This is a genomic window from Pseudomonas ekonensis (genome assembly GCF_019145435.1).
GTDB classification, from domain to species: domain Bacteria; phylum Pseudomonadota; class Gammaproteobacteria; order Pseudomonadales; family Pseudomonadaceae; genus Aquipseudomonas; species Aquipseudomonas ekonensis.
Genome location: NZ_JAHSTS010000001.1, coordinates 2,438,136 through 2,463,124, shown reverse-complemented (window position 1 = coordinate 2,463,124; position 24,989 = coordinate 2,438,136). Strand labels below are relative to the sequence as shown.

Annotated in this window: 21 protein-coding genes; 11 read left to right on the top strand and 10 right to left on the bottom strand. The window is 65.1% G+C overall.

Going from position 1 to position 24,989, the window contains the following annotated elements:
* The first annotated feature begins 60 nt into the window (after nucleotides 1-60).
* Entirely contained in the window at nucleotides 61-1,317 is a 1,257-nt protein-coding gene (locus tag KVG96_RS10795; RefSeq protein ID WP_217892033.1) for a voltage-gated chloride channel family protein, read from the top strand.
* Nucleotides 1,318-1,343: 26 nt separating this feature from the next.
* Here KVG96_RS10795 and KVG96_RS10790 read toward each other — a convergent pair whose 3' ends face one another.
* A complete protein-coding gene (locus KVG96_RS10790; RefSeq protein WP_217892032.1) occupies nucleotides 1,344-2,690 on the bottom strand; it encodes a hypothetical protein in 1,347 nt (448 codons plus the stop codon).
* Between the two features lie 242 nt (nucleotides 2,691-2,932).
* Between KVG96_RS10790 and KVG96_RS10785 the strand changes: the two genes are divergently transcribed.
* Both KVG96_RS10785 and KVG96_RS10780 read left to right on the top strand, forming a co-directional pair.
* Nucleotides 2,933-4,507, top strand: coding sequence for a tyrosinase family protein (locus KVG96_RS10785; RefSeq protein WP_217892031.1), 1,575 nt, complete (start codon nucleotides 2,933-2,935; stop codon nucleotides 4,505-4,507).
* A gap of 2 nt (nucleotides 4,508-4,509) precedes the next feature.
* Nucleotides 4,510-5,229, top strand: coding sequence for a copper chaperone (locus KVG96_RS10780; RefSeq protein WP_217892030.1), 720 nt, complete (start codon nucleotides 4,510-4,512; stop codon nucleotides 5,227-5,229).
* Here the strand turns inward: KVG96_RS10780 and KVG96_RS10775 are convergent.
* Entirely contained in the window at nucleotides 5,208-5,858 is a 651-nt protein-coding gene (locus tag KVG96_RS10775; protein ID WP_217892029.1) for a TetR/AcrR family transcriptional regulator, read from the bottom strand. The two genes, KVG96_RS10780 and KVG96_RS10775, sit on opposite strands and share 22 nt — an antisense overlap.
* A gap of 138 nt (nucleotides 5,859-5,996) precedes the next feature.
* Between KVG96_RS10775 and KVG96_RS10770 the strand changes: the two genes are divergently transcribed.
* Nucleotides 5,997-6,653 carry an O-methyltransferase gene (locus KVG96_RS10770; protein WP_217892027.1) on the top strand — a complete coding sequence of 219 codons (657 nt, stop codon included), beginning with the start codon at nucleotides 5,997-5,999 and terminating at the stop codon, nucleotides 6,651-6,653.
* Between the two features lie 13 nt (nucleotides 6,654-6,666).
* On the opposite strand, the gene KVG96_RS10765 is transcribed toward KVG96_RS10770, so the two are convergent.
* Nucleotides 6,667-7,560, bottom strand: a complete 894-nt coding sequence (locus KVG96_RS10765; RefSeq protein WP_217892026.1) for a LysR substrate-binding domain-containing protein — start codon at nucleotides 7,558-7,560, stop codon at nucleotides 6,667-6,669.
* A 141-nt stretch (nucleotides 7,561-7,701) separates the two neighbouring features.
* Here KVG96_RS10765 and KVG96_RS10760 point away from each other — a divergent pair, with 141 nt between their 5' ends.
* The 7 genes from KVG96_RS10760 to hutH all read left to right on the top strand — a co-directional run bounded on the left by KVG96_RS10760 (nucleotide 7,702) and on the right by hutH (nucleotide 15,751).
* Nucleotides 7,702-8,895 (top strand): M20 aminoacylase family protein, encoded by a 1,194-nt coding sequence (locus KVG96_RS10760; RefSeq protein WP_217892025.1) that lies wholly within the window; start codon nucleotides 7,702-7,704, stop codon nucleotides 8,893-8,895.
* Between the two features lie 101 nt (nucleotides 8,896-8,996).
* A complete protein-coding gene (locus tag KVG96_RS10755) occupies nucleotides 8,997-9,770 on the top strand; it encodes an ABC transporter substrate-binding protein (RefSeq protein ID WP_217892024.1) in 774 nt (257 codons plus the stop codon).
* Between the two features lie 357 nt (nucleotides 9,771-10,127).
* Complete coding sequence (locus KVG96_RS10750; protein WP_217892023.1) at nucleotides 10,128-10,856, top strand: ABC transporter permease; 729 nt, start codon at nucleotides 10,128-10,130, stop codon at nucleotides 10,854-10,856.
* A complete protein-coding gene (locus KVG96_RS10745) occupies nucleotides 10,853-11,563 on the top strand; it encodes an ABC transporter permease (RefSeq protein WP_217892022.1) in 711 nt (236 codons plus the stop codon). The genes KVG96_RS10750 and KVG96_RS10745 overlap by 4 nt, the downstream gene beginning before the upstream one ends.
* 16 nt (nucleotides 11,564-11,579) lie before the next feature.
* Nucleotides 11,580-12,344 (top strand): ABC transporter ATP-binding protein, encoded by a 765-nt coding sequence (locus KVG96_RS10740; RefSeq protein WP_217892021.1) that lies wholly within the window; start codon nucleotides 11,580-11,582, stop codon nucleotides 12,342-12,344.
* A 186-nt stretch (nucleotides 12,345-12,530) separates the two neighbouring features.
* Nucleotides 12,531-14,216, top strand: a complete 1,686-nt coding sequence (gene hutU, locus KVG96_RS10735; RefSeq protein WP_217892020.1) for a urocanate hydratase — start codon at nucleotides 12,531-12,533, stop codon at nucleotides 14,214-14,216.
* Between the two features lie 2 nt (nucleotides 14,217-14,218).
* Nucleotides 14,219-15,751 (top strand): histidine ammonia-lyase, encoded by a 1,533-nt coding sequence (gene hutH / locus KVG96_RS10730; RefSeq protein WP_217892019.1) that lies wholly within the window; start codon nucleotides 14,219-14,221, stop codon nucleotides 15,749-15,751.
* Between the two features lie 101 nt (nucleotides 15,752-15,852).
* Here the strand turns inward: hutH and hutC are convergent, their stop codons facing one another.
* From hutC to KVG96_RS10695, 7 genes are all read right to left on the bottom strand, one after another.
* Complete coding sequence (gene hutC, locus KVG96_RS10725) at nucleotides 15,853-16,590, bottom strand: histidine utilization transcriptional repressor HutC (protein ID WP_217892018.1); 738 nt, start codon at nucleotides 16,588-16,590, stop codon at nucleotides 15,853-15,855.
* A 200-nt stretch (nucleotides 16,591-16,790) separates the two neighbouring features.
* Complete coding sequence (locus KVG96_RS10720) at nucleotides 16,791-17,840, bottom strand: hypothetical protein (protein ID WP_217892017.1); 1,050 nt, start codon at nucleotides 17,838-17,840, stop codon at nucleotides 16,791-16,793.
* Nucleotides 17,841-17,912: 72 nt separating this feature from the next.
* Nucleotides 17,913-20,288, bottom strand: a complete 2,376-nt coding sequence (locus tag KVG96_RS10715; protein ID WP_217892015.1) for a hypothetical protein — start codon at nucleotides 20,286-20,288, stop codon at nucleotides 17,913-17,915.
* 10 nt (nucleotides 20,289-20,298) lie between these two features.
* Nucleotides 20,299-21,438, bottom strand: a complete 1,140-nt coding sequence (locus KVG96_RS10710) for a hypothetical protein (RefSeq protein ID WP_217892014.1) — start codon at nucleotides 21,436-21,438, stop codon at nucleotides 20,299-20,301.
* The gene (locus KVG96_RS10705) at nucleotides 21,417-22,862 is read right to left on the bottom strand and encodes an alkaline phosphatase family protein (RefSeq protein WP_217892013.1); all 1,446 of its coding nucleotides are present in this window, start codon (nucleotides 22,860-22,862) and stop codon (nucleotides 21,417-21,419) included. Before KVG96_RS10705 ends, KVG96_RS10710 begins: the two co-directional genes overlap by 22 nt.
* Nucleotides 22,852-24,084 carry a metabolite traffic protein EboE gene (eboE, locus tag KVG96_RS10700; RefSeq protein ID WP_217892012.1) on the bottom strand — a complete coding sequence of 411 codons (1,233 nt, stop codon included), beginning with the start codon at nucleotides 24,082-24,084 and terminating at the stop codon, nucleotides 22,852-22,854. Before eboE ends, KVG96_RS10705 begins: the two co-directional genes overlap by 11 nt.
* Nucleotides 24,081-24,965 (bottom strand): TatD family hydrolase, encoded by an 885-nt coding sequence (locus KVG96_RS10695; protein WP_217892011.1) that lies wholly within the window; start codon nucleotides 24,963-24,965, stop codon nucleotides 24,081-24,083. The genes eboE and KVG96_RS10695 overlap by 4 nt, the downstream gene beginning before the upstream one ends.
* Nucleotides 24,966-24,989 lie beyond the last annotated feature (24 nt).

Below are 24,989 nucleotides of genomic sequence, written 5' to 3'. Positions count from 1 at the left end.
AGGCGTTCGCGTCACGTTCCCCTCCGTCGGTCAGCCCGAATCCCTTCGAGCTCATGACCCATGCCAATCCTCAATCGTTTCGAACCCTTCCGGATGCTGCCATATCTGGCCAAGTGGCTGGCCATCGCCTCCGCCGTGGCGGTGCTGGCCGGCAGCGCGTCGGCGTTTTTCCTGCTTTCGCTCGATCAGGCCACCGCCTGGCGCGAGCGCCATCCCTGGATCATCTGGCTGCTGCCGCTGGCCGGTTTCGCGGTCGGCCTGATCTATCACCGGTTCGGCAAGGCCGTCGACGCCGGCAACAACCTGATCATCGACGAGATCCACGATCCCCAACGCGTGATCCCCCTGCGTATGGTGCCCCTGGTGCTGGGCGGCACCGTGGTTTCGCACCTGTTCGGCGCCTCGGTGGGCCGCGAAGGCACGGCGGTGCAGATGGGCGGGGCGCTGGCCGATCAGCTCACGCGCCTGTTCAGGCTGGATCGCGTCGACCGGCGCGTGCTGCTGATGGCCGGCATCGCCGCCGGGTTCTCGTCGGTGTTCGGCACGCCGCTGGCCGGGGCGGTGTTCGGCCTGGAGGTGCTGGCCATCGGGCGCTTGCGCTACGACGCGCTGTTTCCCTGCATTGCCGCCAGCCTGGTGGCAGACCGGGTCTGCCTGGCCTGGGGCGTGCACCACACGCCTTACGCCATCGGCGACCTGGTGCCGGTCAGCGCCGGCAGCGTCATGGCCGTTGTCATCGCGGGCGTGGTGTTCGGCCTGGTCGGCATGCTCTTCGCCGGCGCCACCCACCGGCTCGGCGCGCTGATGAAACGGCGGATCGCCTACGCGCCGCTGCGTCCGCTGCTGGGCGGCACCGTCATTGCGCTGGCGGTGTGGGGCCTGGACGCCCAGCCCTACATCGGCCTGGGCCTCGACGGCATCGTCCGCTCGTTCCAGGAGCCGGTGCCAGCCTACGACTTCGCGGGCAAGCTGGCCTTCACCGTCGCCTCGTTGGGCAGCGGTTTCAAGGGCGGTGAAGTGACGCCGCTGTTCTACATCGGCGCGACCCTCGGCAACGTGCTGGGGCCGCTGCTGGACATGCCGTTCGCCCTGATGGCGGGCATCGGCTTCGTGGCGGTGTTCGCCGGCGCCGCCAACACGCCCATCGCCACGACGCTGATGGCGATGGAGCTGTTCGGCGCCGGCATCGGGCCGCTGGCGGCGGTCGGCTGCGTGACGGCGTACCTGTTTTCCGGGCATGCCGGCATCTACCGGGCGCAGCGGGTGAGCGCCAAGCATCACCGGCACGCGACGGATGTCCCGCAGGCGCGGGTTTAGGTCGGTTCATCGACGCTGTCGGAAACTCAGTGAAAAATCAGGCTGGTCACTTCATCCAGTTCGTAGTCCTTCGTGACTTTGATCAGCAAGACTTCATTGGGCGCATGGCGAAGGATCGCGATCACCAGAAAGCCGTCTTGCAGGTCGCCCACCAGTGCTTCGGCCTTCTGCCCCCGCACGGGGATCAGTACGCTGGCCCAGTCGTTGCCGTCGAGCGTGATGTAGTCCTCCGGTTTCGTCGATTGCAGGTTGAATGCCTTCGGCGCGAACCGGCCTTGGTCCTTCAGGCGCAAGCGCTGCAGAAGGGCGACCGCAGCCGGTGTCTTGGGCGGGCTGTCGGTTGCCTCCCGTACTTTCACCACCCCGCCCAGTTGCTCGGGAGGCACTGTGAGCCACGTTCTGAGGAGTGTCCGGGCGTACTCCCTTGCCTTCGGTGACGCACTGATTCCGTTCATCATCAGGTCGCGCAGCTTCGGGTCGATTTCGATGGCGGGCAACCAGCCGGGCTCTTGCTGCTCATACTCGGGGATGTTCTCCTTGACCGCCGCGAGCGATTGGACGCCCCGGCGCAGATCGATCCGGGGCGCCCTGTAGAAACTGCGGCCGCCGTCCTCAAGGCTGGTGTTTTTCGCAATGGCGTCGGCTTGCGGCACATGCTGGTCAACGAACCATTTGGACTTTTCCGCTTTGGTCGAGGCTGCGCAGAATTCCTTGATGGAGGTTTCCAGTTCATCAAGTTTTTTGGGCGGGGTCGCGAGCGACATCGTGTCCCGAAAGCGCAGCATCAGGCCGTAGGTGCTCGACGCCGCCCTGAAACATTTTTCCTTGGCCCGGAAGGTCTGATCGGCGACGTGCGAGAAAATCCCCCCCTTATCTATGGGGTGCGACCAAATCCACAGCTCAGGGCACAAGGGGGAAAACGTATTGCTTTGTCCTGCATGGGAATACGCATCCTGCCGACCGTGCAGCGCCTGGCCGAACTTGCCTTGCAGCTCCGGATCCTCATGGGGTTTGGTGTGGATGATGCTGTCGGACTGGCCTTGGGCGTAACGCGAGTCTTCGGTGACTTTGCGCTGGGCCGGCGGCAAGGGCGGCGCATTCTGGGACCTGAAATGCAAGGCCCGGGTCTGACCGCTGGCGTTCGTGTCGCGCCAGATGCACAAATCCCAGATGATCGCGTGTTTCGCATCGAGCATGCCGGTGTCGGTGAGCTCGTTCTGGCGGGCGATCTCCTGCGTCTGGAGCGGGTCGAAACCGGCCTGCGCGGCGAGCCAGTAGGTCAGGCCGTAGTGGAGATCCGATTCATAGGCATTGGCGCACAGGCTGGAGACAGCCGCTGCCAGGCCCAGCGCGATGATGTTCAGACGGTTCATGATTGCTTCCCTGTCCAGTCATCGATCCCTGGGCCCGACAGACCGTATCCCTGGAGGTGCGGCCTGTGATCATTGGCTGAGTAGAGCACATTCCCGTCATTGCACATGGCCGTTCATCGCAATGAGCCACTACCGGATCCGTGGTTCCGACGCCGCCCGCAAAGGTGCCCTATAGTCTGATCACACAGCGTCCGACGTTTGACGGTGAAGGATCCGAACCCGACGACATGGAGGTGCAGGCGATGACGTACACACGGCGCAATGTCTGGAGCTTGAAGCAACCTTGGCCCCCCGAACTGCTGTGGTATGCACGCGGGGTCAAGATCATGAAGGCGCGACCGTTCAGCGACGTCACCAGTTGGCGCTACCAGGCGGCGATCCATGGGGTCGAAGAGGTCGTCTGGCGTCAATTCGGCTGGCTGAAGCCGACCGAAAAACTGCCGGCGACGCCCGAGTTCCTCAAGCAGGACCGCAACCAGTGCCAGCACCACAGTTGGTACTTCCTGCCTTGGCACCGGGGCTACCTGGCTGCTTTCGAATCGATGGTGCGCGCCGCCATCCGCACCTTGCCCGGTGCGCCGTCCGACTGGGCCTTGCCTTACTGGAACTACAACGACGCCACCGCCGCCAACCCCCGGCAGTTGCCGGAAGCCTTCGCCAAGAACAGTTGGCCCGACGGCGGCGACAACCCGCTCTTTGAAGCGCGCCGTTTCGGCCGTGGCGACGGGGTGGTGGTGATCCGCGCCATCGATGTCGACCTGACCGCCGCGCTGAGCGATCCCGACTACGAAGGGCTGCCCAACGGCTCGCCGGGATTCGGCGGCGTGCGCACGCCCTTTCAGCACAATGCCGACCGGGCGAACGAAGGCGTGCTGGAGCAGGGGCCCCACGATCCGGTGCACGGCCTGGTCGGGGGCGCGGTGCAGAACACCGATCCGCAGGACTGGAGGAATTACGGGTTGATGTCCATGCCGCTGACGGCTGCGCTGGATCCGATCTTCTGGCTGCACCACGCCAACATCGACCGGCTCTGGGAGGTCTGGCGCAACCGCAATCCGCGCTTCACCAACCCGGTGCTCAAGTCCTGGCTCGACGGCCCCTCCGGCAAACAACGCTTCGTGCTGCCGCAGGCCGACGGCAGCCGCAAGTCGTTTGCCCCCAAAGACATGCTGGACACCAAAGCAGCGGGGCTCGACTATGTGTACGAGGACATTTCCGATCCTCTGGGCGGCCAACAGCGTGTGGCGCTGCGCATGGATACGCTGAAGACGCTGATGGACGCGCCCGCAACGTTCACCTTTGCGGAGGTCGCTGACGTGCCCAGAAAACCCACGGTCGAGCTGCTCGGCGCCAACAGCAAGGCGCTGACCTTGGGGAGCGCCCCGTCCGCGACGCTCGTCAAGACAGACAAGCCCACCGCCGCCAAACTCACCCAAAGCTTCAGCATGGCCAGCTTCGCGTTGCAGGCTCCCTCGGAACCCGACCGGGTGTTCCTCAACCTGGAGAACATCACCGGTGCCAACGATGCGGCGATCTTCGACGTCTATGTCGGCCTGGGCGAAGGCGAGGATCCGGCCGAGCATCCGGAGAACCTGGCCGGCGTGGTGTCGCTGTTCGGCGTCGGCGAAGCCAGCAACCTCGCCAAGCCCCATGGCGGCGCGGGCCTGAGCAAGGTGATCGAAATCACCGCCACCATCGACCGGCTGCACCTGTCCGGCCAGAGCGACCTGCGCAAACTGCCGGTGCTGTTCGTGCCGGTGCATTGCACCGAAGGGGTTTCGATCCAGCGGGTCAGCATCTACCGCCAGTCGACCTGACCATGGCCCTGGCGCAACGGCTGAGGGATGCGGGGGTTGATCCCCTCGCCAGCCTGTTGTGGGGGATCAGCCTGTCGGTCTTCGTCCTGATGGCCGTCAACGACAGGGTTCATGCCGGATTGATGCAACTGTGCGTGGACGGTTCGAGGCCGATGCTCGCCGAAGGGATCGCCTATCTGCGGCTGGCCGGGGCGACGGTGGATGCCGCCGCCCTGACAGGCGGGATGTTGACGATGCTGGTCGCCATGATGGTGCCGGCATTGGCCGGCCCCTTGCTGCACCTCTGGTTCCGCTCGCTTTCGCGTCACCGCTGGCGTGCCGTCGCGCTGTTTCTGTTGGCGTATTTTCTGGTTTGGTTGGCAGCCTGCGCCCTGTTGTTTGTGGTCGCGTTGCTGCTGGTTTCCCGTACAGGCTCGGCGCTGGCGGCGGCATCGATCGTGCTGAGCGGCGGGTTGCTGTGGCAGGTGAGCCGGGCACGCAGGCGTTGTCTGGCGCGTTGTCACCTGCGTCCGCGCTTGTCGGTGTTCGGTTGGCCGGCGTTGGCCGACCCGTTGCGTTTTGGCGCAAGCCACGGCTTCTGGTGCGTCAGCACCTGCTGGGCGCTGATGCTGTTGCCGCTGTGCCTGCCGGCAGGGCACCTGCCGTTCATGCTGTTCGCCGCGATGTGGGTGGCCCATGAACGGACGAAACCGCCGACGCCTCAAGCCTGGGTCGTTGGCTGAGCCGCCCTGAGCATCCCCACATAAGCGCAAAACATATCCGCCATCCCGTCGGCGCACACGGTGATGGCCGCCTCGCTGCGCGGGGTGCCGGAAAAATCCTTGCCCACCGAACTCAGCGTCCTGAGCATCAGGTCGCAGGCCTGGGCGCGGACGGCCTCTGCGGCGTCGGGCAGCAGTTCCAGCATGAAGGCGTCGAAGATCCGCTTGCCGGCCGCGCGCACTTCGTGGGCCTCGGGGGCGTCGCGGTAGAGCGGGGCGGCGTCGTGCAGCGCGCCGCGCATCTGCGCCTCGTCGCATTCGGAACGGATGAAGGCATGCACCAGGGCGCGCAAGCGCTCCAGCGGCGGCTGCGCCTGGTTTTCCAGGATCCGGCGCAGCATCTGGGTGGTCTGCTGCCACTCGTCGCTCTGCAGGCGGAACAGGATCGCCGCCTTGTTGGGGAAGTACTGGTACAGCGAGCCGATGCTCACGCCGGCCTTTTCCGCCACCCGCGCGGTGGTGAAGCGGGCGGCGCCTTCCTTGGCCAAAACCTGAACAGCCGCCTCCAGAATGGCGCTCACCAGTTCGGTGGAGCGCGCCTGCTGCGGCTGCTTGCGTGAGGAAATACGGGCGGTCTGGCGGTTTGTCATAGGGGCCCCAACGGTTGGCGGAGAACGCGAATAGCGGCGGGCGCGAATCGCTCGCATCATTTGAATGCGACGAATCACTCGCGTTTGGTTCGCAACTCTAGCGCCGAACCCACACAAAGCAACCGACGGAAAGCAATCATGACGACCCTGACCTCTGCGCCATTGGCGCCCCTGATCGAACGCCTCTACACCCAGGCCAGCGCCGCCACCAGTCCGATGCTGGAGACGGTGTCGCACGATGAGCGCGAGCGGCTGATGCACAGCAAGACCGAATACCGCCAGCTCTACGCCATGCTCAAGGACCTGTGGCTGCCGGTGTCCCGCGACACCGGCAAGCTGCTGTACATGCTCGCCCGCAGCACAAAGGCCAAAGCCATCGTCGAGTTCGGCACCTCGTTCGGGCTGTCCACCCTGCACTTGGCGGCGGCTCTGCGGGACAACGGCGGCGGCGTGTTGATCGGCAGCGAATTCGAGCCGTCGAAGATCGCCCTGGCGCGGCATCATTTCGAGGAAGGCGGGGTCAGCGACCTGGTGGAGATCCGCGAAGGCGATGCGCTGGTCACGCTGGCCAGCGGCATGCCCGGATCGGTCGACCTGCTGCTGCTCGACGGCGCCAAGGCGCTGTACGGCGACGTGCTGGGCCTGGTGGAGAAACACCTGCGGCCGGGCGCGCTGGTGGTGGCGGACAACACCGATTACTGCCCCGAGTTCGTGGCTCACGTGCGCTCGCCGCAGAACGGCTACGTTTCGGTGCCGTTTGCCGATGACATCGAGGTGTCGATGCGGTTGGCCTGAAGAGGGGCCGCCCTCAACGGTGTTTGACGACCGCCCGCAAACACTCCATGAAGCGCTGGGCCACCGGCGTGAGCAGGGTGCCCTTGCGCAGGATGATGCTCATCTCCAGCGCCGGCAGTTTCTGCTCCAGCGGAATCTGCTGCAGCCCGAAGCAGGCGATGCTGTCGGCCAGCAACCGCGAGAACAGCACCAGCGAATCCGTGCCGGTGACCAGGCCCAACGCAATGGCGAACGAGGAGCAATGGACGATCCGCCGGGGCAGCGGCAGGCCGGCGTGGCCGAACATCGTCTCCATCACGCTGTGCTGGAAACCGCCCGACGGCACTGTGCTCAGCCATTGCGCGTCGGTCAGTTCGCGCAGGTGGCGCGCGTTCGCCAACGGATGCCCGGCCCGCGCCATCACGACGAAATCGGTCGAGAACAGCGGCAGGCTGATCAGGTCGTCCCCGAGCATGTCGGGCAGTTCATGGGAGACCACGAAATCCAGCGAACCGTCGCGCAGGTGCTGGGCCGCAAGCGGGAACTTGACCTCCATGAACGTCATTTCGGCTTCCGGGGCCGTCTTCTGGAATTGCTCCAGGGCCTTGGGCAGCAGGCTCAGCGCAATGGTGGACGTGGCGCTGACCGTGACCTTGCCGCGCATGTTATGGGTGATCTGGTCGAGTTCCTCACGGGCCCGGCGCACATCCTCAAGGATCTGGTGGGCACGGATCTGCAACGCCTTGCCGCAGTCGGTCAGGGTGATGCCCTGCACGTTGCGGGTCATCAGGACCACGCCCAGGTCGCTTTCCAGCTCCTGCACGCTGCGGGTGACGGCGGGCTGCGTCAGGTTCAGGCAGCGGGCGGCGGCGCGCAGGCTCTTTTCTTCGGCGACGGTCACGAACACCTGGAGCTGGTTGATTTTCATGGGTGCAGGCCTTCACGGCTGAGTGATAAAAAAAGCTGATCATCGGCAAAAAAAATACATCTTCTCAGGGCACCCGGCAATCTCTACTGTGGCTTCACACCCCCGCCAGACGGGGGGAATCACAAAGAGAAGCCAAGCGATATGGACACTACCCGACGTTATTGCGAGGTCGCCGACCTTGCCGAATCGACCGACGATCTGCGTGCGATACGCCATCACCTGCATCAGCATCCCGAGCTGGCCTACGAGGAACGGGAGACGGCCGGGCTGGTGGCCAAGAAGCTGGAGGAGTGGGGCTACGCCGTGACCACCGGCGTCGGGAGAACCGGCGTGGTCGGTACGCTGAAAGTCGGCGACGGCCCGCGCAGCATCGGCATCCGCGCCGACATGGACGCCTTGCCGATCCTGGAGCAGACCGGCTTGCCCTACGCCAGCCGCCATCACGGCAAGATGCACGCGTGCGGCCATGACGGCCACACCACCATGCTGCTGGGCGCCGCCCGTCACCTGGCGCAGACGCGCAACTTTTCCGGCACCGTGCACCTGTACTTCCAGCCGGCCGAGGAACACGGCATCGACAGCGGTGCGCTGAGCATGATCAAGGACGGCCTGTTCGAGCGCTTTCCCTGCGACGCGGTGTTCGGCCTGCACAACCATCCGGGCGCGCCGGCCGGCACCATGCTGTTCCGCCGCGGGCCGCTACAGGCGGCGGGCGACAACGTCTACATCACCGTCAAGGGCAACGGCGGCCATGCGGCGCGGCCCCATCTGACGGTGGATCCGGTGGTGGTGGCCTCCAGCATCGTGATGGCGCTGCAGACCGTCGTGGCGCGCAACGTCGAGCCCACCCAACCGGCGGTGGTGACGGTCGGCGTCTTGCAGGCCGGCACCGCCAACAACGTCATTCCCGGCACCGCCCGGCTTGAGTTGAGCGTGCGCTCGTTCAGCGCCCAGGTGCGTGCCTTGCTCAAGTCGCGCATCACCGAGCTGGTGCAGCAGCAGGCCGCCAGCTACGGCGCCGAAGTCGAGATCGATTACCTCATGGGCTACCCGGTGGTGATCAACAGCGACCGCGAAACCGACTTCGCGATTGCGGTGGCGCAAGAACTGCTGGGCACTGACCGGGTCGTGCCGCACACCGACCTGCTGATGGGCAGCGAAGACTTCGCCTACATGCTCCAGGCCCGTCCGGGCTGCTTCCTGCGCCTGGGCAACGGTGTCGGCGCGGACGGCTGCATGGTGCACAACCCCGGTTACGACTTCAACGACAGCAACCTGCCCGTCGGGGCCGCCTATTGGGCGCGCCTGGTCGAGCGATTCCTGGCGCAGCCCTGACCCGATGTTTCCCCCGACCAGCCTCTGACAATGAGTCCAAATACCCAGGCTGGCCTTACCTCAAAGCACGGCTTTGAACGAATGTGTCCTCGGAGACCGACATGAACAAAATCATCCTCTCGCTCGTCCTGTTTCTGGCTGCCGGCGGCGTCCACGCCAAAGACTGGACGGTGATCCGCTTCGGCGTCGACCCCAGCTACGCGCCGTTCGAATCGAAGGCGCCCGACGGCACGCTGACAGGCTTCGACATCGACATCGGCAACGCCATCTGCGCCGAGCTCAAGGCCAGGTGCGTGTGGGTCGAAAGCCCTTGGGACAGCGTGATCCCAGGGCTCAAGGCAAAAAAGTTCGACGGCATCCTGTCGTCGATGAGCGTGACCGAAAAGCGTCTTCAGCAGATCGACTTCTCGGACAAGATCTACCACACCCCGTCCAGCCTGGTGGCCCGCAAGGGCTCGGACATCAAGCCTGCGGTCGAGTCGCTCAAAGGCAAGCACATCGGCGTGGAGATGGGCTCGACCCAGGAAGCCTACGCCAAGGCCCACTGGGCGCCGAACGGTGTCGACGTGTTGTCCTACCAGAACCAGGACCTGGTGTATCAGGACCTGCTGTCGGGGCGACTGGATGCCGCGCTGCAAGACACGGTGCAGGCGGACATGGGCTTCCTCAAAACCGATCGAGGCCATGACTTCGGCTTCGCCGGCGAGGCCGTGCACGACACCCAGACCCTGGGCGTCGGCGCCTCCATCGGCCTGCGCAAGGATGACGTCGAGCTGAAGCAGGCCATCAACGCCGCCCTGGCCGAAATCCGCCGCGACGGCACCTACGAGAAGATCCGGGCGAAGTACTTCGACTTCGATATCGACAACGGCTGATCCGACGGCAGACGGGGCGCGAACGGGCCCGTCGGGGAGGGTGCCTTGCACGGTTCCCGACGGGATGACGAACAAACCGACCAAATGCTTAAGCCTGTCTGTACAAGTAAATATAGGTGCATTAGAGTCGGCCGAACACCTCGACACACGGATCGGTTCGAGACCCGGGTCGGGGTGTTTGCGTTTTCATCGCCTCATCTGCGTTCCATGAACAGTACCCGTGCGCCGCAAGCGCCCTTGTCGGTCTTCAGGAAATAACAATGAAAAAAACATTTCTGATCCTTGCTCCACTGCCTTTCCCGCAACGTTGCTCCCAAGCCTGCTGCGTGCCTGGCGCCTCTGCCCTGGAGGTGCGCGATGTTCGATGAACTGCTGCAGCTGCTGGGGCTGTCGGGCTTCAGCCTGAAAGGCTTTGGCCCGTTGCTGCTGGAAGGCGCCTGGATGACGGTCAAACTGTCCTTTCTGTGCCTGCTGGTGAGCGTGCTCCTGGGCCTGATCGGCGCCAGCGCCAAGCTGTCGCGCACGGCCTTGCTGCGCATGCCGGCGCAGGCCTACACCACACTGATCCGCGGGGTGCCGGACCTGGTGCTGATGCTGCTGATCTTCTACAGCCTGCAGACCTGGCTGACCAACCTGACCGAAGCGATGGGCTGGGAGTACATCGAGATCGACCCGTTCAGCGCCGGGGTGATCACCCTGGGCTTCATCTACGGGGCGTACTTCACCGAGACCTTCCGCGGCGCCATCCTCGCCGTGCCCCGCGGGCAGATGGAAGCCGCCACCGCCTACGGCCTGACCCGCATGCAGCGCTTTCGCCTGGTGGTGTTCCCGCAGATGATGCGTTTCGCCCTGCCGGGCATCGGCAACAACTGGATGGTCATCCTCAAGGCCACGGCGCTGGTGTCGATCATCGGCCTGGCCGACCTGGTCAAGGTGGCCCAGGACGCCGGCAAGAGTTCGTATCAACTGTTCTTCTTCCTGGTGCTGGCGGCGCTGATCTACCTGCTGGTCACCACCGTCTCCAACTACGTCTTGCGTCGGCTGGAGATCTTCTACGCCGCCGGCACCCGGGAGGCCGTACGATGATCGAGCTCCTGCAGGAATACTGGAAACCGTTCCTTTTCCACGACGGCTACCACATCACCGGCCTGGCCATGACCCTCTGGCTGCTCAGCGCCTCGATCTTCATCGGCTTCGTGCTGTCGGTGCCGCTGTCCATCGCCCGGGTCTCGTCCAATGCCCTGGTGCGTTGGCCGGTGCAGTTCTACACCTACCTGTTCCGCGGCACGCCGCTGTATATACAGTTGTTGATCTGCTACACGGGGATCTACAGCATCGCGGCGGTGCGCGCCCAGCCGATGCTCGACGCGTTCTTTCGCGACGCGATGAACTGCACCATCCTGGCCTTCGCCCTGAACACCTGCGCCTACACCACGGAGATCTTCGCCGGGGCGATCCGCAGCATGAACCACGGCGAAGTCGAGGCCGCCAAGGCCTACGGCCTGCGCGGCTGGAGGCTCTACGTCTACCTGATCATTCCGTCGGCCCTGCGCCGGTCGCTGCCGTACTACAGCAACGAAGTGATCCTGATGCTGCACTCGACCACTGTGGCGTTCACCGCCACCGTGCCGGACATCCTCAAGGTCGCGCGGGACGCCAATTCGGCGACGTTCCTGACCTTCCAGTCGTTCGGCATCGCGGCGGCGATCTACCTGGCCGTCACGTTCTCGCTGGTCAGCCTGTTCCGCCTGGCGGAACGGCGCTGGTTGTCCTTCCTTGGCCCGGCCCACTAATTCGAAAGGTTTGCCCATGTACAAACTGACCGTTGAAAACCTGCACAAAAGCTACGGCAACCACGAAGTCCTGAAGGGCGTTTCGCTGAGCGCCAAGACCGGCGACGTGATCAGCCTCATCGGCGCCAGCGGCTCCGGCAAGAGCACGTTCCTGCGCTGCATCAACTTCCTGGAGACGCCCAACGACGGTGCCATGAGCCTGGACAACCAGCCGATCCGCATGGTCCACGACCGGCACGGCATGCGCGTGGCCGACGCCGACGAGTTGCAGCGCCTGCGCACGCGCCTGGCCATGGTGTTCCAGCACTTCAACCTGTGGAGTCACATGACAGTGCTGGACAACATCACCCTGGCCCCGCGCCGGGTGCTGGGCGTGAGCAAGAAGGACGCTGAAGAGCGCGCCCGGCGCTACCTGGACAAGGTCGGCCTGCCGGCGCGGGTCGCCGATCAGTACCCGGCGTTTCTCTCCGGCGGCCAGCAGCAGCGGGTCGCCATCGCCCGAGCCTTGAGCATGGAGCCGGAGATCATGCTGTTCGACGAGCCGACCTCGGCCCTGGACCCGGAACTGGTGGGCGAGGTGCTCAAGGTGATCCAGGGGCTGGCCGAAGAGGGGCGCACCATGATCATGGTCACCCACGAGATGAGTTTTGCCCGCAAGGTGTCGAACCAGGTGCTGTTCCTGCACCAAGGGCGGGTGGAAGAGCAGGGCGTGCCCGAGGAGGTGCTGGGCAACCCCAAGAGCGAGCGCCTGCAGCAGTTCCTCAGCGGCAACCTGAAGTAACGTTCCAGCCTTTTGAGCGGCCGTCCGGCCGCTCGTTTTCCATTGTTAGCCCATTCCTTTCACCCGAAGCGACAGGTAGCGCACAGGTCGTCAAATTTCGCTTGATTGATCCTGTATATACATGTTTGTATTTACTCCAATCCACAACAACAAAACGGCACGACTGCCGATTCAAGAGGATTCACGGTGAGCAAGCCAACCCGTTTTCGCGACGTCGAAATCCGCGCCCCCCGCGGCAACCAGCTGACCGCCAAGAGCTGGCTGACCGAAGCGCCGCTGCGCATGCTGATGAACAACCTCGACCCGCAGGTGGCCGAGAACCCGAAAGAGCTGGTGGTCTACGGCGGCATCGGCCGTGCGGCGCGCAACTGGGAGTGCTACGACAAGATCGTCGAGAGCCTGACCCACCTCAACGACGACGAGACCCTGCTGGTGCAGTCGGGCAAGCCGGTCGGCGTGTTCAAGACCCACGCCAACGCCCCGCGCGTGCTGATCGCCAACTCCAACCTGGTGCCGCACTGGGCGACCTGGGAGCACTTCAACGAACTGGACGCCAAGGGCCTGGCCATGTACGGCCAGATGACCGCCGGCAGCTGGATCTACATCGGCAGCCAGGGCATCGTCCAGGGCACCTACGAGACCTTCGTCGAGGCTGGCCGCCAGCACTACAACGACAACCTCACCGGCAAATGGGTGCTGACCGCAGGCCTGGGCGGCATGGGCGGCGCGCAGCCGCTGGCCGCGACCCTGGCCGGCGCCTGCTCGCTGAACATCGAATGCCAGCAGGTGAGCATCGACTTCCGCCTCAAGACCCGCTACGTCGACGAGCAGGCCAAGGACCTGGACGACGCCCTGGCGCGCATCGCCAAGTACACCGCCGAAGGCAAGGCGATCTCCATCGCCCTGTGCGGCAACGCCGCCGAGATCCTGCCGGAGCTGGTGCGCCGCGGCGTGCGTCCGGACATGGTCACCGACCAGACCAGCGCCCACGACCCGCTCAACGGCTACCTGCCGGCCGGCTGGACCTGGGACGAGTACCGCGCCCGCGCCAAGACCGAGCCGGCGGCGGTGGTCAAGGCCGCCAAGCAGTCGATGGCGGTGCACGTGAAGGCGATGCTGGACTTCCAGAAGATGGGCGTGCCGACCTTCGACTACGGCAACAACATCCGCCAGATGGCCCAGGAAGAGGGCGTGGAGAACGCCTTCGACTTCCCCGGCTTCGTGCCGGCCTACATCCGTCCGCTGTTCTGCCGCGGCATCGGCCCGTTCCGCTGGGCGGCGCTGTCGGGCGACCCGCAGGACATCTACAAGACCGACGCCAAGGTCAAGGAGCTGATCCCGGACGACGCGCACCTGCACAACTGGCTGGACATGGCGCGCGAGCGCATCAGCTTCCAGGGCCTGCCGGCGCGCATCTGCTGGGTCGGCCTGGGCCTGCGCGCCAAGCTGGGCCTGGCGTTCAACGAGATGGTGCGCAGCGGCGAGCTGTCGGCGCCGATCGTGATCGGCCGCGACCACCTGGACTCCGGCTCGGTGTCGAGCCCGAACCGCGAGACCGAATCGATGCAGGACGGCTCCGACGCCGTGTCCGACTGGCCGCTGCTCAACGCGCTGCTGAACACCGCGAGCGGCGCGACCTGGGTGTCGCTGCACCACGGCGGCGGTGTGGGCATGGGCTTCTCGCAGCACTCGGGGATGGTGATCGTCTGTGACGGCACCGACGAGGCGGCCGAGCGCATCGCCCGCGTGCTGCACAACGACCCGGGCACCGGGGTGATGCGTCACGCCGATGCCGGTTACCAGATTGCGATCGACTGCGCGAAAGAGCAGGGCCTGAACCTGCCGATGATCACTAACGCTAAAGGAGCTTGAGCATGACTGCATTGAACCTGACCCCCGGCCAACTCACCCTGGCCCAACTGCGTGACGTCTACCAGAACCCGGTCACGCTGACCCTAGACGACAGCGCCTCGGCGCAGATCGACGCCAGCGTCGCCTGCGTCGAGCGGATCATCGCCGAGAACCGCACCGCCTACGGCATCAACACCGGCTTCGGCCTGCTGGCCTCGACCCGCATCGCCAGCGCCGACCTTGAGAACCTGCAGCGTTCGCTGGTGCTGTCCCACGCCGCCGGCGTCGGCGAGCCGGTCAGCGACGCGCTGTGCCGCCTGATCATGGTGCTCAAGGTCAACAGCCTGAGCCGCGGCTTCTCCGGCATCCGCCGGCAGGTGATCGACGCGCTGATCGCACTGGTCAACGCCGAGGTCTATCCGCACATCCCGCTCAAGGGCTCGGTCGGCGCCTCCGGCGACCTCGCGCCGCTGGCGCACATGTCGCTGGTGCTGCTGGGCGAGGGCAAGGCGCGTCACAAGGGCGAATGGCTGCCGGCCGTCGAGGCGCTGAAGGTCGCCGGCCTCAAGCCGCTGACCCTGGCGGCGAAGGAGGGCCTGGCGCTGCTCAACGGCACCCAGGTGTCCACCGCGTTCGCCCTGCGCGGCCTGTTCGAGGGCGAGGACCTGTTCGCCGGCGCGCTGGCCGTGGGCGGCCTGACCGTCGAGGCGGTGCTCGGTTCGCGCTCGCCGTTCGACGCGCGCATCCACGCCGCCCGCGGCCAGAAAGGCCAGATCGACGCGGCCGCCGCGTACCGCCACCTGCTGGGCGAGCGCAGCGAGGTGTCCGACTCGCACCAGAACTGCGAGAAGGTGCAGGATCCGTACTCCCTGCGCTGCCAGCCGCAGGTCATGGGCGCCTGCCTGACCCAGTTCCGCCAGGCCGCCGAGGTGCTGGCAATTGAGGCCAACGCGGTGTCCGACAACCCGCTGGTGTTCGCCGCCGAGGGCGACGTGATTTCCGGCGGCAACTTCCACGCCGAGCCGGTGGCCATGGCCGCCGACAACATGGCCCTGGCCATCGCCGAGATCGGCTCCCTGAGCGAGCGGCGCATCTCGCTGATGATGGACAAGCACATGTCGCAGCTGCCGCCGTTCCTGGTGGCCAACGGTGGGGTGAACTCCGGCTTCATGATCGCCCAGGTGACGGCGGCGGCGCTGGCCAGCGAGAACAAGGCGCTGGCCCATCCGCACTCGGTGGACAGCCTGCCGACCTCCGCCAACCAGGAAGACCACGTGTCGATGGCCCCGGCCGCCGGCAAGCGCCTGTGGGAGATGGCCGAGAACACCCGCGGGATCCTCGCGGTGGAGTGGCTGGCGGCGGCCCAGGGGCTGGACCTGCGCGACGGGCTGAAGAGCTCGCCGGCGCTGGAGCAGGCCCGCGCGGCCCTGCGCGCCGAGGTGCCGTTCTACGAGAAGGACCGCTTCTTCGCGCCGGACATCGACGCAGCGACCGGGCTGCTGGCATCGCGCTGCCTGAACGCGCTGGTGCCGGCGAAGCTGCTGCCGAGCCTGTAAGGCCCATTCGCCAGCAGGCTGGCTCCTACAGTGAAATGCGTGTTCCTGTAGGAGCCAGCCTGCTGGCGATTCGATTTTGAAGCCGGTGGAGCCCTGAGGTATCAACTCTCCCTGTGGGCGCCATTGACCGGAAGGCGGCTGCCCAGACGGTAGCGCGACGACGGGTGGACCAGGCGAACATAGGTGACGATCTTGCCCTGGTTCCAGGTCCGGCGCATGAGCACCAGGCAGGGCTCGTTGTCATCGATCTGCATGTATTTGCTCTCATCGCCGCTGGGATGGCTGGCCTCGACGATGTGCTCCATCTCATCCGGCCGGATGACCTGCAACAGATAACGGGCCGGCTGCAGGCCTTCGCCGAATTCCTGCTGCAGAAACTCCGGCACCATCTCGGGATTGACGTAGCGATCCTCCAACTGCACCGGCACGCCTTCTTCGCTGTGCACACAGATCAAATGAAACACCGACGCTCCCGTCGGCAACGCCAGCGCGGCGGCCACTTGCATCGAGGCGGCCTCACGTCCCAGGTGCAGCACCTTGCAGGTGTAGCTGTGCCCCCGGGCGATGATTTCGTCGGCGATGTTGGTGATGCGCAGCAGGTTAGACTGCGGCTTGCTCTCGGCCACAAACGTGCCGACCCCCGAGATCCGCACCAGATGGCCTTCGTCGGCCAGTTCGCGCAGGGCACGGTTGACCGTCATGCGCGACATGCCCAGTTCCTGCACCAGTTGATGCTCGGAAGGAATCAGGTCGCCGGGTTTCCAGACCCCGGCGCGAAGCTTGCCTTGCACGAAATCCTTCGCGCGTTGGTAGCGCGCTTGCGGCGCATTCTTAATCATCAGTCAATCAATCCGAATCTCTTCCACGGCAAAGGCGCTTGCCCGGTCTTGGCGACAAAGCCGCTATCCTCACAGCTTAGGAGGGACAGCCGCAAGTGCCGGGCGCATTCAATGGCGTGTCGAGCCTTCAACGCGAGCGCTTCTGAAGGCAGTGCCTGACGGAGAACTTCCGCGGATCCGGAAACCGAAATCAGCCCCCCTCAGAACCCCACCCGACGCAACCGCCCACTCAACGCTGCCACGCCGCCCTCCGGCGTGGGCAGCGGTCGGCCCGTCAGGCCCATGCCTTCGCTGATCAGCACCGCGTCCGGCAGCACGCACAAGTTGGAGGGGGTGTCGAGGTCGCGGGCGAGCACGGTCACTTGGGCGGTTTTCAGGTCGCAGCGCAGCAGTCGGCCGGTGAAGCGGGTGAAGCCGCCGTGCCGGGGCTCGCCGTGCCAGTCGGCGGTCAGGGGTTGCTGCAGGCGGTCGCAGAGTTCCAGCACCAGCACGTCGCCCTCGGGAGTCAGGGCCAGCCCGGTGGGCAGTTGCAGGCCGTCGATCAGGCGCTCGATCTGTCCGCTGTCCGGCCACACCCGGATCACCTGGCCGGCCTTGTCGGCGAAGTCGGTGCCCTTGCGATCCGGATCGCCGTGCAGTTCGCCGGAGAACAGGCTGATCAGCATGGCGTCCGTCGCCGGTTCGTGCACCAGGGTGACGGGCACCGCTTCCTGGCCTTGTTCCAGTTCGGGCAACTGAACCAGCACACGTTCCTCTTGCCCGGGCCTGAACTCCACCAACTGGTTGGTATCGGGCTTGACCGCCAGCCAACTGCGGCGGGTCGGGTGATAGCACAGCGCATTGAGGTTGCCCCGGCTGTGGCACACCGGCTCAGGCGGGCTGTATTGCAGGTCGAGCAGTTTGGAGCCTTCGACGTAATCGGTCAGGCTGGCCAGGCAGCGGCCGTCGCCGAGCGCGATGTCCGAAAGCCCCATGATTTCATCCCGCAGCATGCGGGCCTGCATGTTCATGGCGCGAAAGCCCTGCGCCAGGGTTTCCCGTGGCAGGTAGGCGCCGGGGTTGCGCGGATCGGGTCGCAGCCGGCTGATCCGGCCGCTGAACGGTTCGTCCGGCAGGCCCGAACCGGCCTCGGCCAGCAGCAGGCTGCCGTCGTCCTGGGCGCAGACGCCGCGTGGGTTCAGCAGGCCTTCGGCGATGATCGTCTGGGGGCGCAAGGCCTCGCGGGGCTGCGCCGGGATGTGCATTGGCATGGGTCTCTCTCCGTGGACAAGTGCCGGGTGACAGGCCTGTCACCCGGCGTTCCTGCGTGAAGCGCCGCCGTTTCAGGCTTTGCGTGGCGGGTAGTCGCTCAGGCTGAGCGGGAAGGGCGGGTAGTTATGCTTGACCAGCGCATTCGCCCACAGCTCCAGGATCGCCCGACGGCTCTGCGGCAGGTCCCGGGTAATGGGCATCGCCAGGGTGCTTTCCTCCTGATACTCCTTGCTGATCAGCACGATGAACTGGTCGATGGCACCCTCGATCCGCGGCAGCGAATTGAGCGGCATGTACTTGTTCATGATCGGGTACAGGTAATAGAAGGGCTCCAGGATGCGCGGATAGATGAAGGTCTTCCAGATCAGCTCGCCGGCATCGGGTTGCTGGTAGATGCGGTTCCACTCGTCGACGAAATCCTGCTGCATCTGCGGCTCCTGCGGCAGGACGCGCAGCGGTGCGAGGAAATCGAGGTAGGCCTGCCCCGACGCGAAACTGAAGGGGATCGACGGCGGCTGCCCGCTGTCGTGCAGGAAGAAGCGCAGGGTCGGGAAGCCCGCCGCCCGTCCGGTGACGGTCAACAGGGCAACGCCGTTGGCGTCGGTCTGGATCCGGGTGTAGGTGTACTGCACCGAGCCGTTCGGTTCATCCTGCAACTGACCTTCGGCCAGGATGGGATTCTCGAACGACAGGCAGGGGCTCAGGGACACCGAACCGGGCGTCGGCAGGTATTGCAGGTAGCTGACCGGCTGCTCGGTGGGGGACGCCTCGGCTATGCGGGTTGCGACGATCTGACGGCCCGTGCCGTCGTTGACCCTGCGTGCGACGGCCGGCATGCCTTCGAACTGCGGCAGGTTGGGGCTGTTCTTCGAACGGTCTTGCGGGTGATCGATGAACAGGGTGAAGTCGGCGTGGTTGCTGAACGTCAGGTAGTAGTCGGACGTGCCGACGAGGTAGGGGTTGCTGTATTCCGCCACCGTCAGCACGGTGCCGGCCGGCGCCGGCTGGCCGTCGTACTGCACCATGATGTGCAGCGTGCGGCGTTCGCCCACGTCGATGAAGCTGCCGCTTTCGACCACCTCGGCGGTCCACATCTCCTGGGTCGCGGCCACCACGGGCGAAGATGCCCGCATTTGCAGCTCGAGGGTGCCGCTTTGCAGTTGCTTCTGTGCTTCGGCGTCGAGCGGCAGATCGAGGATGCCCGAGCGTTTGTCGAACTCGGACTGCCGGTATTCCTTGAAGCCGAAATCGACCAACGGGGTGAATTGGTCGCCTTGGCGCATCCCGAGCGTGTAGGTGCCGGCATCGAACTTTTCCGCCACCGGTATGGGGGCCTTCGAGTCGAACGCATAGCTGGGGAAGGTGTTCAGCAGATCCAGCGACAGGGTGTCGCCGTGGGCCTGCGCCGAGATGACGCCCAGTGACACCTCGTTATTGGGTTGTCCGACACCGGTGACGGGAACCGGTTTGGCCGGAACCAGGCGCCGACCGGACGGCGCCGTCGGGTACTCGCCGTCCAGCCACAGGCCCAGGGTGCCTGATGTGCGGCTGTAGGCCGGGTTGAAGAAAATGCTGCCGACGTTGTCCAGCCCTTTCTGGTACATGTCCTGCAGTTGAGCCAACGCCAAGGGTGAATCGGAACGGGTGTCGACGAACGGGTAGTTGTTGAACACGCCGTTCCTGTCGTAGCAGGTCAGGTAGGAGGAAAACCGGAACATCAAACCTTGGGCGTTCTGTTGTTCCATCTGTTCCTTGAGGTTGCGCAGCAGGGCGGAATCGCCGATCGCCCAACTCAGGTTCTCCCTCGGGAAGCAGGTTTGCCAGGTGACGGTCACGTAGATCAGGCCGCGCAGTGTCGCCGCCCAGTTGAAGTTGAGGAAGCGGTCCAGCATCCGGTACTGCCGGTTGAGCGTCAGGCCGCACTGGTCGTCGCCCAGCACCAGTTTGTCGAAGTACAGCGCCGTGAAAGTGTTCTGCCAGGGGCTGACGTCGACGAAGCGGGCCGCGGTGGGGCTGGTGCTGCCGAACGGGTTGCCGAACAGGTTGTAGGTCTGGTTGATCAACGGATCCTGATTGACGTAGCCGCCGTTCGGGAGCTCGCCGCCGATGATGACGGAGCGGGTCTGGTCGTAGTTGACGGTGCCGCAGGCGTTATCGCCGAACAGGTCCCATTCGCCCGGAAGCATGGTGGGGGAGCTCATGCCGACGTTGCCCGGCACCTGGGTGACGTAGGCAGGCGCCTCGTGCAGCACCCGCGGGGCGATGATCCATGGCATCAGGTCGGTGGCGGCATTTTCCGGTGTGACGTTGTAGTGCTCCAGGAAGCGCCAGTTCATCTCCATCTTCACTGCGTCGTAGAGCGGGTAGGTGTCGTTGTTGTTGGCCGTCGGCGGGTTCCAGAACATATGGCCGTTCATGTAGATGCGGGGGAAGTTCAGTACGCTCATGTCATGCTCCTTAGCGTTGCCACTGGGCGCGCTTCAGCGACCAGACAAAATCCAGTTTGTTGTAACCGGCAAAGTCCGATGCCGGCACCAAGGCAGTGGGGTAAACGATGCCTCCTTGCTGTTTCAGAGCGAAATTGAAGTAGCCGTCCTTCTTCGAGTACGCGGCCGTGTCGTGGCAGGCGAAGCACGAGGACTGGCTCTGGAAGGCCGACTCCAGCTGGGAGTTGGCGAGCAGGGTGGGAGTCGTCCGAATCTGAGTGCCGATCTGTTCGTATTGCGCCAACGGCGGGAACTGGCCCTGGAACTGCGTGTTGACCGGCTGCGCCGCAGCGGTGGGGCCGGTGCTGTTGGTCATCGGCGTGGGCGGAATCGCATTGGTCACGGTGTACTTGCTGTTGTTGCGGTTCTCGAAGGTGGTCCAGACCCAGCCGGGGTTCAGCTTGTTGATCACGTGCAGGGCGCTCAGCGCGGCATAGCCCACCTGATACCCGTCCTTGTCCTGGTAGTAGGCCTGGGCGATGTAGTAGCCATCGTCTTCCAGCCGCTTCTGGTAGGCCGCGTCATTGCCGATCCACAGCCAGCCGGACTTCAGTTCCCAGGCGTCGGAGGGGAAGGCCAGGTTGCCGGTCAGCGCGTACTGACCGTTCATGTTGTAGACCTGCTTCTCGACGATGTAGTCGAAGGTGCCTTCGCCCATCAGCAGCTGGAACCGCACCGGTTTGCCGCGTTCGGCCTCTGGCACGTCACCGCCCATTTCCAGGATCAGTCCGTCGACCTGCTGGACGGCGTTGAGGTTGTGGAACACCCGGCTCAGGTTCATCTGTTGCTGCCTGGCCTTGTCCAGCACGGCCTGGGGCGTCGGTACGCGCTGGGCGTAGGGCAGGGGCTGGGCACCGTTGCTCAGGTACACCTGATCCGACGGTTTCATGGTTTCCCAGACCCGGTCGGGGCTGTTCGCGGAGGCCGGTTGGTTCAGGCAGGCGAACCAGTTCCAGCTCATGGTTTCCGGGCTTTGCGCGAATTCGGCCCGGGTCTTGTTCAGGTCTCCGCCGAATTGCAGGAAGTTGCTGCAATCGAAGGTGTCGTTCGTTCCCGCCTGGGCTAATCCTGCCAGGGTACTGAGAACGGTTATGGAGATGGCTCGCCGCATGTGAGCTCCTTGGCATTGGCCAGGTGGGTGTAGGTCTGCCCCAGGAAATGCTGCAGGAGCAGTTGATGGACCGCCGTCGCCGCCAAACGCTGCGGCAACGGCAGGTCGCAATCGGTGATGAGCAAAGGGCCGCTCTGTTCGTCGGCAGGCGGGCGGCCATGGCTGCCGCGGACCATGGCCGTGTCCAGCGGAATCAGGTCCATGTAGTAGCGAAAGCCGAGCTTCTTTTGCAGCAGGCGGCGCGCCACTTTGAGTTTCGGAAAGCGGATGGCGGGGTCGATGAACAGCTCCAGCGGGTCGTAGCCCGGCTTGCGGTGGATGTCCACGGTGCGGGCGAAGTCGGGCGCCTTGCGGTCGTCGAGCCAGTAGCGGTAGTCGAACCAGTGCCCTGGGGCGGCGACGGCCACCAGGTCGCCGCTGCGCGGGTGATCCAGTTGCCGGGCGCGCTGTTCGCTTTTGTCCAGCACCTGTTCGATGCCGGATTCCCGTTGCAGCAGTGCCTTGACCCGCGGAATGTCACGGGCGTGCTTCACATAGATGTGCGCGACTTGATGATCGACCACGGCGAAGGCGGCGCTGGCCCCCGGATCCAACAGCTCCCAGGTCAGCGACTGGCGCACCTGCAGCAGGCCTTCCGCGCGCAGCGTGCGGTTGATCGACACCGAGCGTTCGACGGCTTCGATCCCGTACTCGGACAGCAGCATCACCGCCGTGCCCTGTTCCCCGGCGAAGTCCAGGAGGCGGCCGACTTCCTGGTCGATGGCCTGCACTTCGGCGGCGACCGACGAGTGATCGGGGCCCACCCGTTGCAGGCTGTAGTCGAGGTGGGGCAGGTAGATCAGTTGCAGGTCTGGCCGGTTGAGCCGGAATTCGAGCAGGGCGCAATCGACGATCCAGCGGCTGGAGGCGATGCCGGCCGCCGGCCCCCAGAAGCCCGGAAACGGGAACTCGCCGATCTGCGCCTCGATGCGCTCGTGCAGGCCCGGCGGCGACGAATAGAGGCCGAACAGTTTGCGGCCGTCGGCCGGGTAATGCGGGCGCGGGGTGATCGAGGCGTCCACGTTCGCGTACATGTTGTACCACCAGAACAACTGGCTGCAGCGAAAGCCCGGCAGCTCGCGCTTGAGCACGTCCCAGACCTTCTCGCCCTGGATCAGCGCGTTGGGCTGCAGCCAGAAACGCACTTCGGCCTGATCGCGAAAGTACCAGCCATTGCCGACGATGCCGTGCCCGGAGGGCGGCAGCCCGGTGAGGATCGACGCCTGCACGGTGGAGGTGACGGCCGGAAACGACGGCTGCAGGCTGGCCATCTGCGCCGTCTTCAGCAGCGCATTGATGTGCGGCGTGTTCGGCCCCAGCAGCGCCGGGGTCAGCCCGACCACGTTGATCAGCATCAGCGGTTGACGCGGGCGTTCAGAGGGCATCGGCGCCAACCTCCTGTACCTGGGCTTGCAGCAGGCGCCGCTGACTAAGTTGCGTCTCGACCCAGCGCAGCTCGGCGCCGATCCCCGCGAGCAGGGCCTGCTCATCGGCGGGCCGCAGTGAGGCAGGCAGAACGCCCCAGCTGTAGGTTTCCACCTCCAGCACGGGACGAAAGTCCTTGTGCTCGGCCAGATAGTCAAAGGTCTGCGCCAGGGCGATCTGACTGCCGCTGAGTTCAGGCAACAGCAAGTGTTCGCTGAACAGCGGCACGTGGAAGTGGATCCTCAGTTCGGGGTAGCGCCCCGGATGTTTCGCGCAATCGTCAAGCGCGCCGGGCAGGTCCGGCCAGGCCATCAAGCGGCCCTCGGCATCCCGTGCCTTGACCTGATGCAGGTAGGTGGTTTCGGAAAAAGCGCTCAATACCTCGAGGACCTGTTTGGCGCGATTTTCGTCCAGACCGGCCAGGCGGCAGATCAGCGCGTTGGACAGCTGGATCTTGCCGACCGGCACCCCGGCCTGACGCAGCCGGTTCAGCGACTGATGACAGTCTTCGAACATCACGGCCTGATGGCAGACGTCGAAACACAGCGCCAGATGGCCATGGTTCGGATCGACCGTTCGCCAATGGCGCAAGAACGCGATGGCCTGGTCGGTGTTCTCCAAGACGCAATCGGGCTCCATCTCCAGACAGAACACGATCTTCTTGCCCGTTTCCCGGTGCAGCCTGGCCAGCGAGGCCGTGAGCTGGCGCAACTGATCCTCGGCCCGCTGCTGCAACGCCGGGCTCCAGCCGGCGGCATAACCCAAGGGGACGGTGGAAATCACGCCCTGAGGGCAGTCCGCCGGCAAGGCCTGCGCCAGCAGGTGCGCCAGGTCGAGGCTGTAGTCCAGGCGTTGCGGCATGGACCAGTCGGGCAGGTAGACCTCGGCCTTCACCGCGCCGTCATGGAACTGCCCGTAAGGAAAGCCGTTCAGCGAGGTCAGGCGCAGGCCCTTTTGTTGCAGCAGGCTCAGGAACCGCGAACGTGCCGGCGCCTGCCGCAGTTCGGCGGCGGCGCGGGCGCAGATCCACAGGCCGCTGTCCTGTTCGCTGAAGCCCCGCAGCCGGCGCACACTCTGAAAGTGCCGCTCGATGGAGGCCCGCAGCCCAGCCAGGTCATGGGTCGGATGCACGTTGCTGCAATAGCCGACCTGGGCGGCCGTCCAACCGGCGGCTGCGCTCATTTGATCACCGGATCCTGACCGCGCAGGGCGGAGTTTTCCTGCCACTGGCGACGCTGATCGATGGGCAACGGTGTGCCGACCAGCGCCTTGTCGAGCTGGCCGCTCTGGGCGAAGAAGTCCACCGGGTTGTGGAACAGCACCTTTTCGACCTGGGCTTCGCTGAAGCCGGCGTCCAGCATCGCCTGGCCTGTCTTCGGCACCTTGAGCGGGTCGCTGATGCCCCAGTCGGCGGCGCTGTTGACCACCATCTTTTCCGTGCCGTACTGCTGGAGCAGCGCGACCATGCGCGTCTCCGACATCTTGGTGTTGGGGTAGATCGAGTGGCCGCGCCAGCAGTCGCTGTCCAGCACCAGCGGCAGGGTCAGTTCGTTGAGGTGGTCGATGATCACCAGATGCTCGGCGATCCCGACTTCACGGATCACGGCCAGGGTACGCTTGGTGCCGCCGATCTTGTCGCGGTGCGGGGTGTGCACCAGCACCGGCAGATTGAACTGCCTGGCCAGCTCCAGTTGAGCGGCCAGAAAGCGGTCCTCTTCAGGGGTGATGTCGTCGTAGCCGATCTCGCCGACCGCCACCACACCGTCCTTCACCAGATAGCGCGGCAGCACCTCCAGCACTTCGTTGGCCACCGACAGGTCATTGGCCTCCTTTGGGTTAAGGCCGATGGTGCAGAAGTGATGGATGCCGAACATGCTGGCGCGAAAGCGCTCCCAGCCCAGCAGGGTGTCGAAGTAGTCCACGAAGCTGCCGACGCTGGTCCTGGCCTGGCCCTGCCAGAACGCCGGCTCGATCACCCCGGTGATGCCGGCGGCCGCCATGTTCTGGTAGTCGTCGGTGGTGCGGCTGACCATATGGATATGCGGATCGAAGTACTTGGGCATGGTGACTCCTCGTCAAAGGCACAG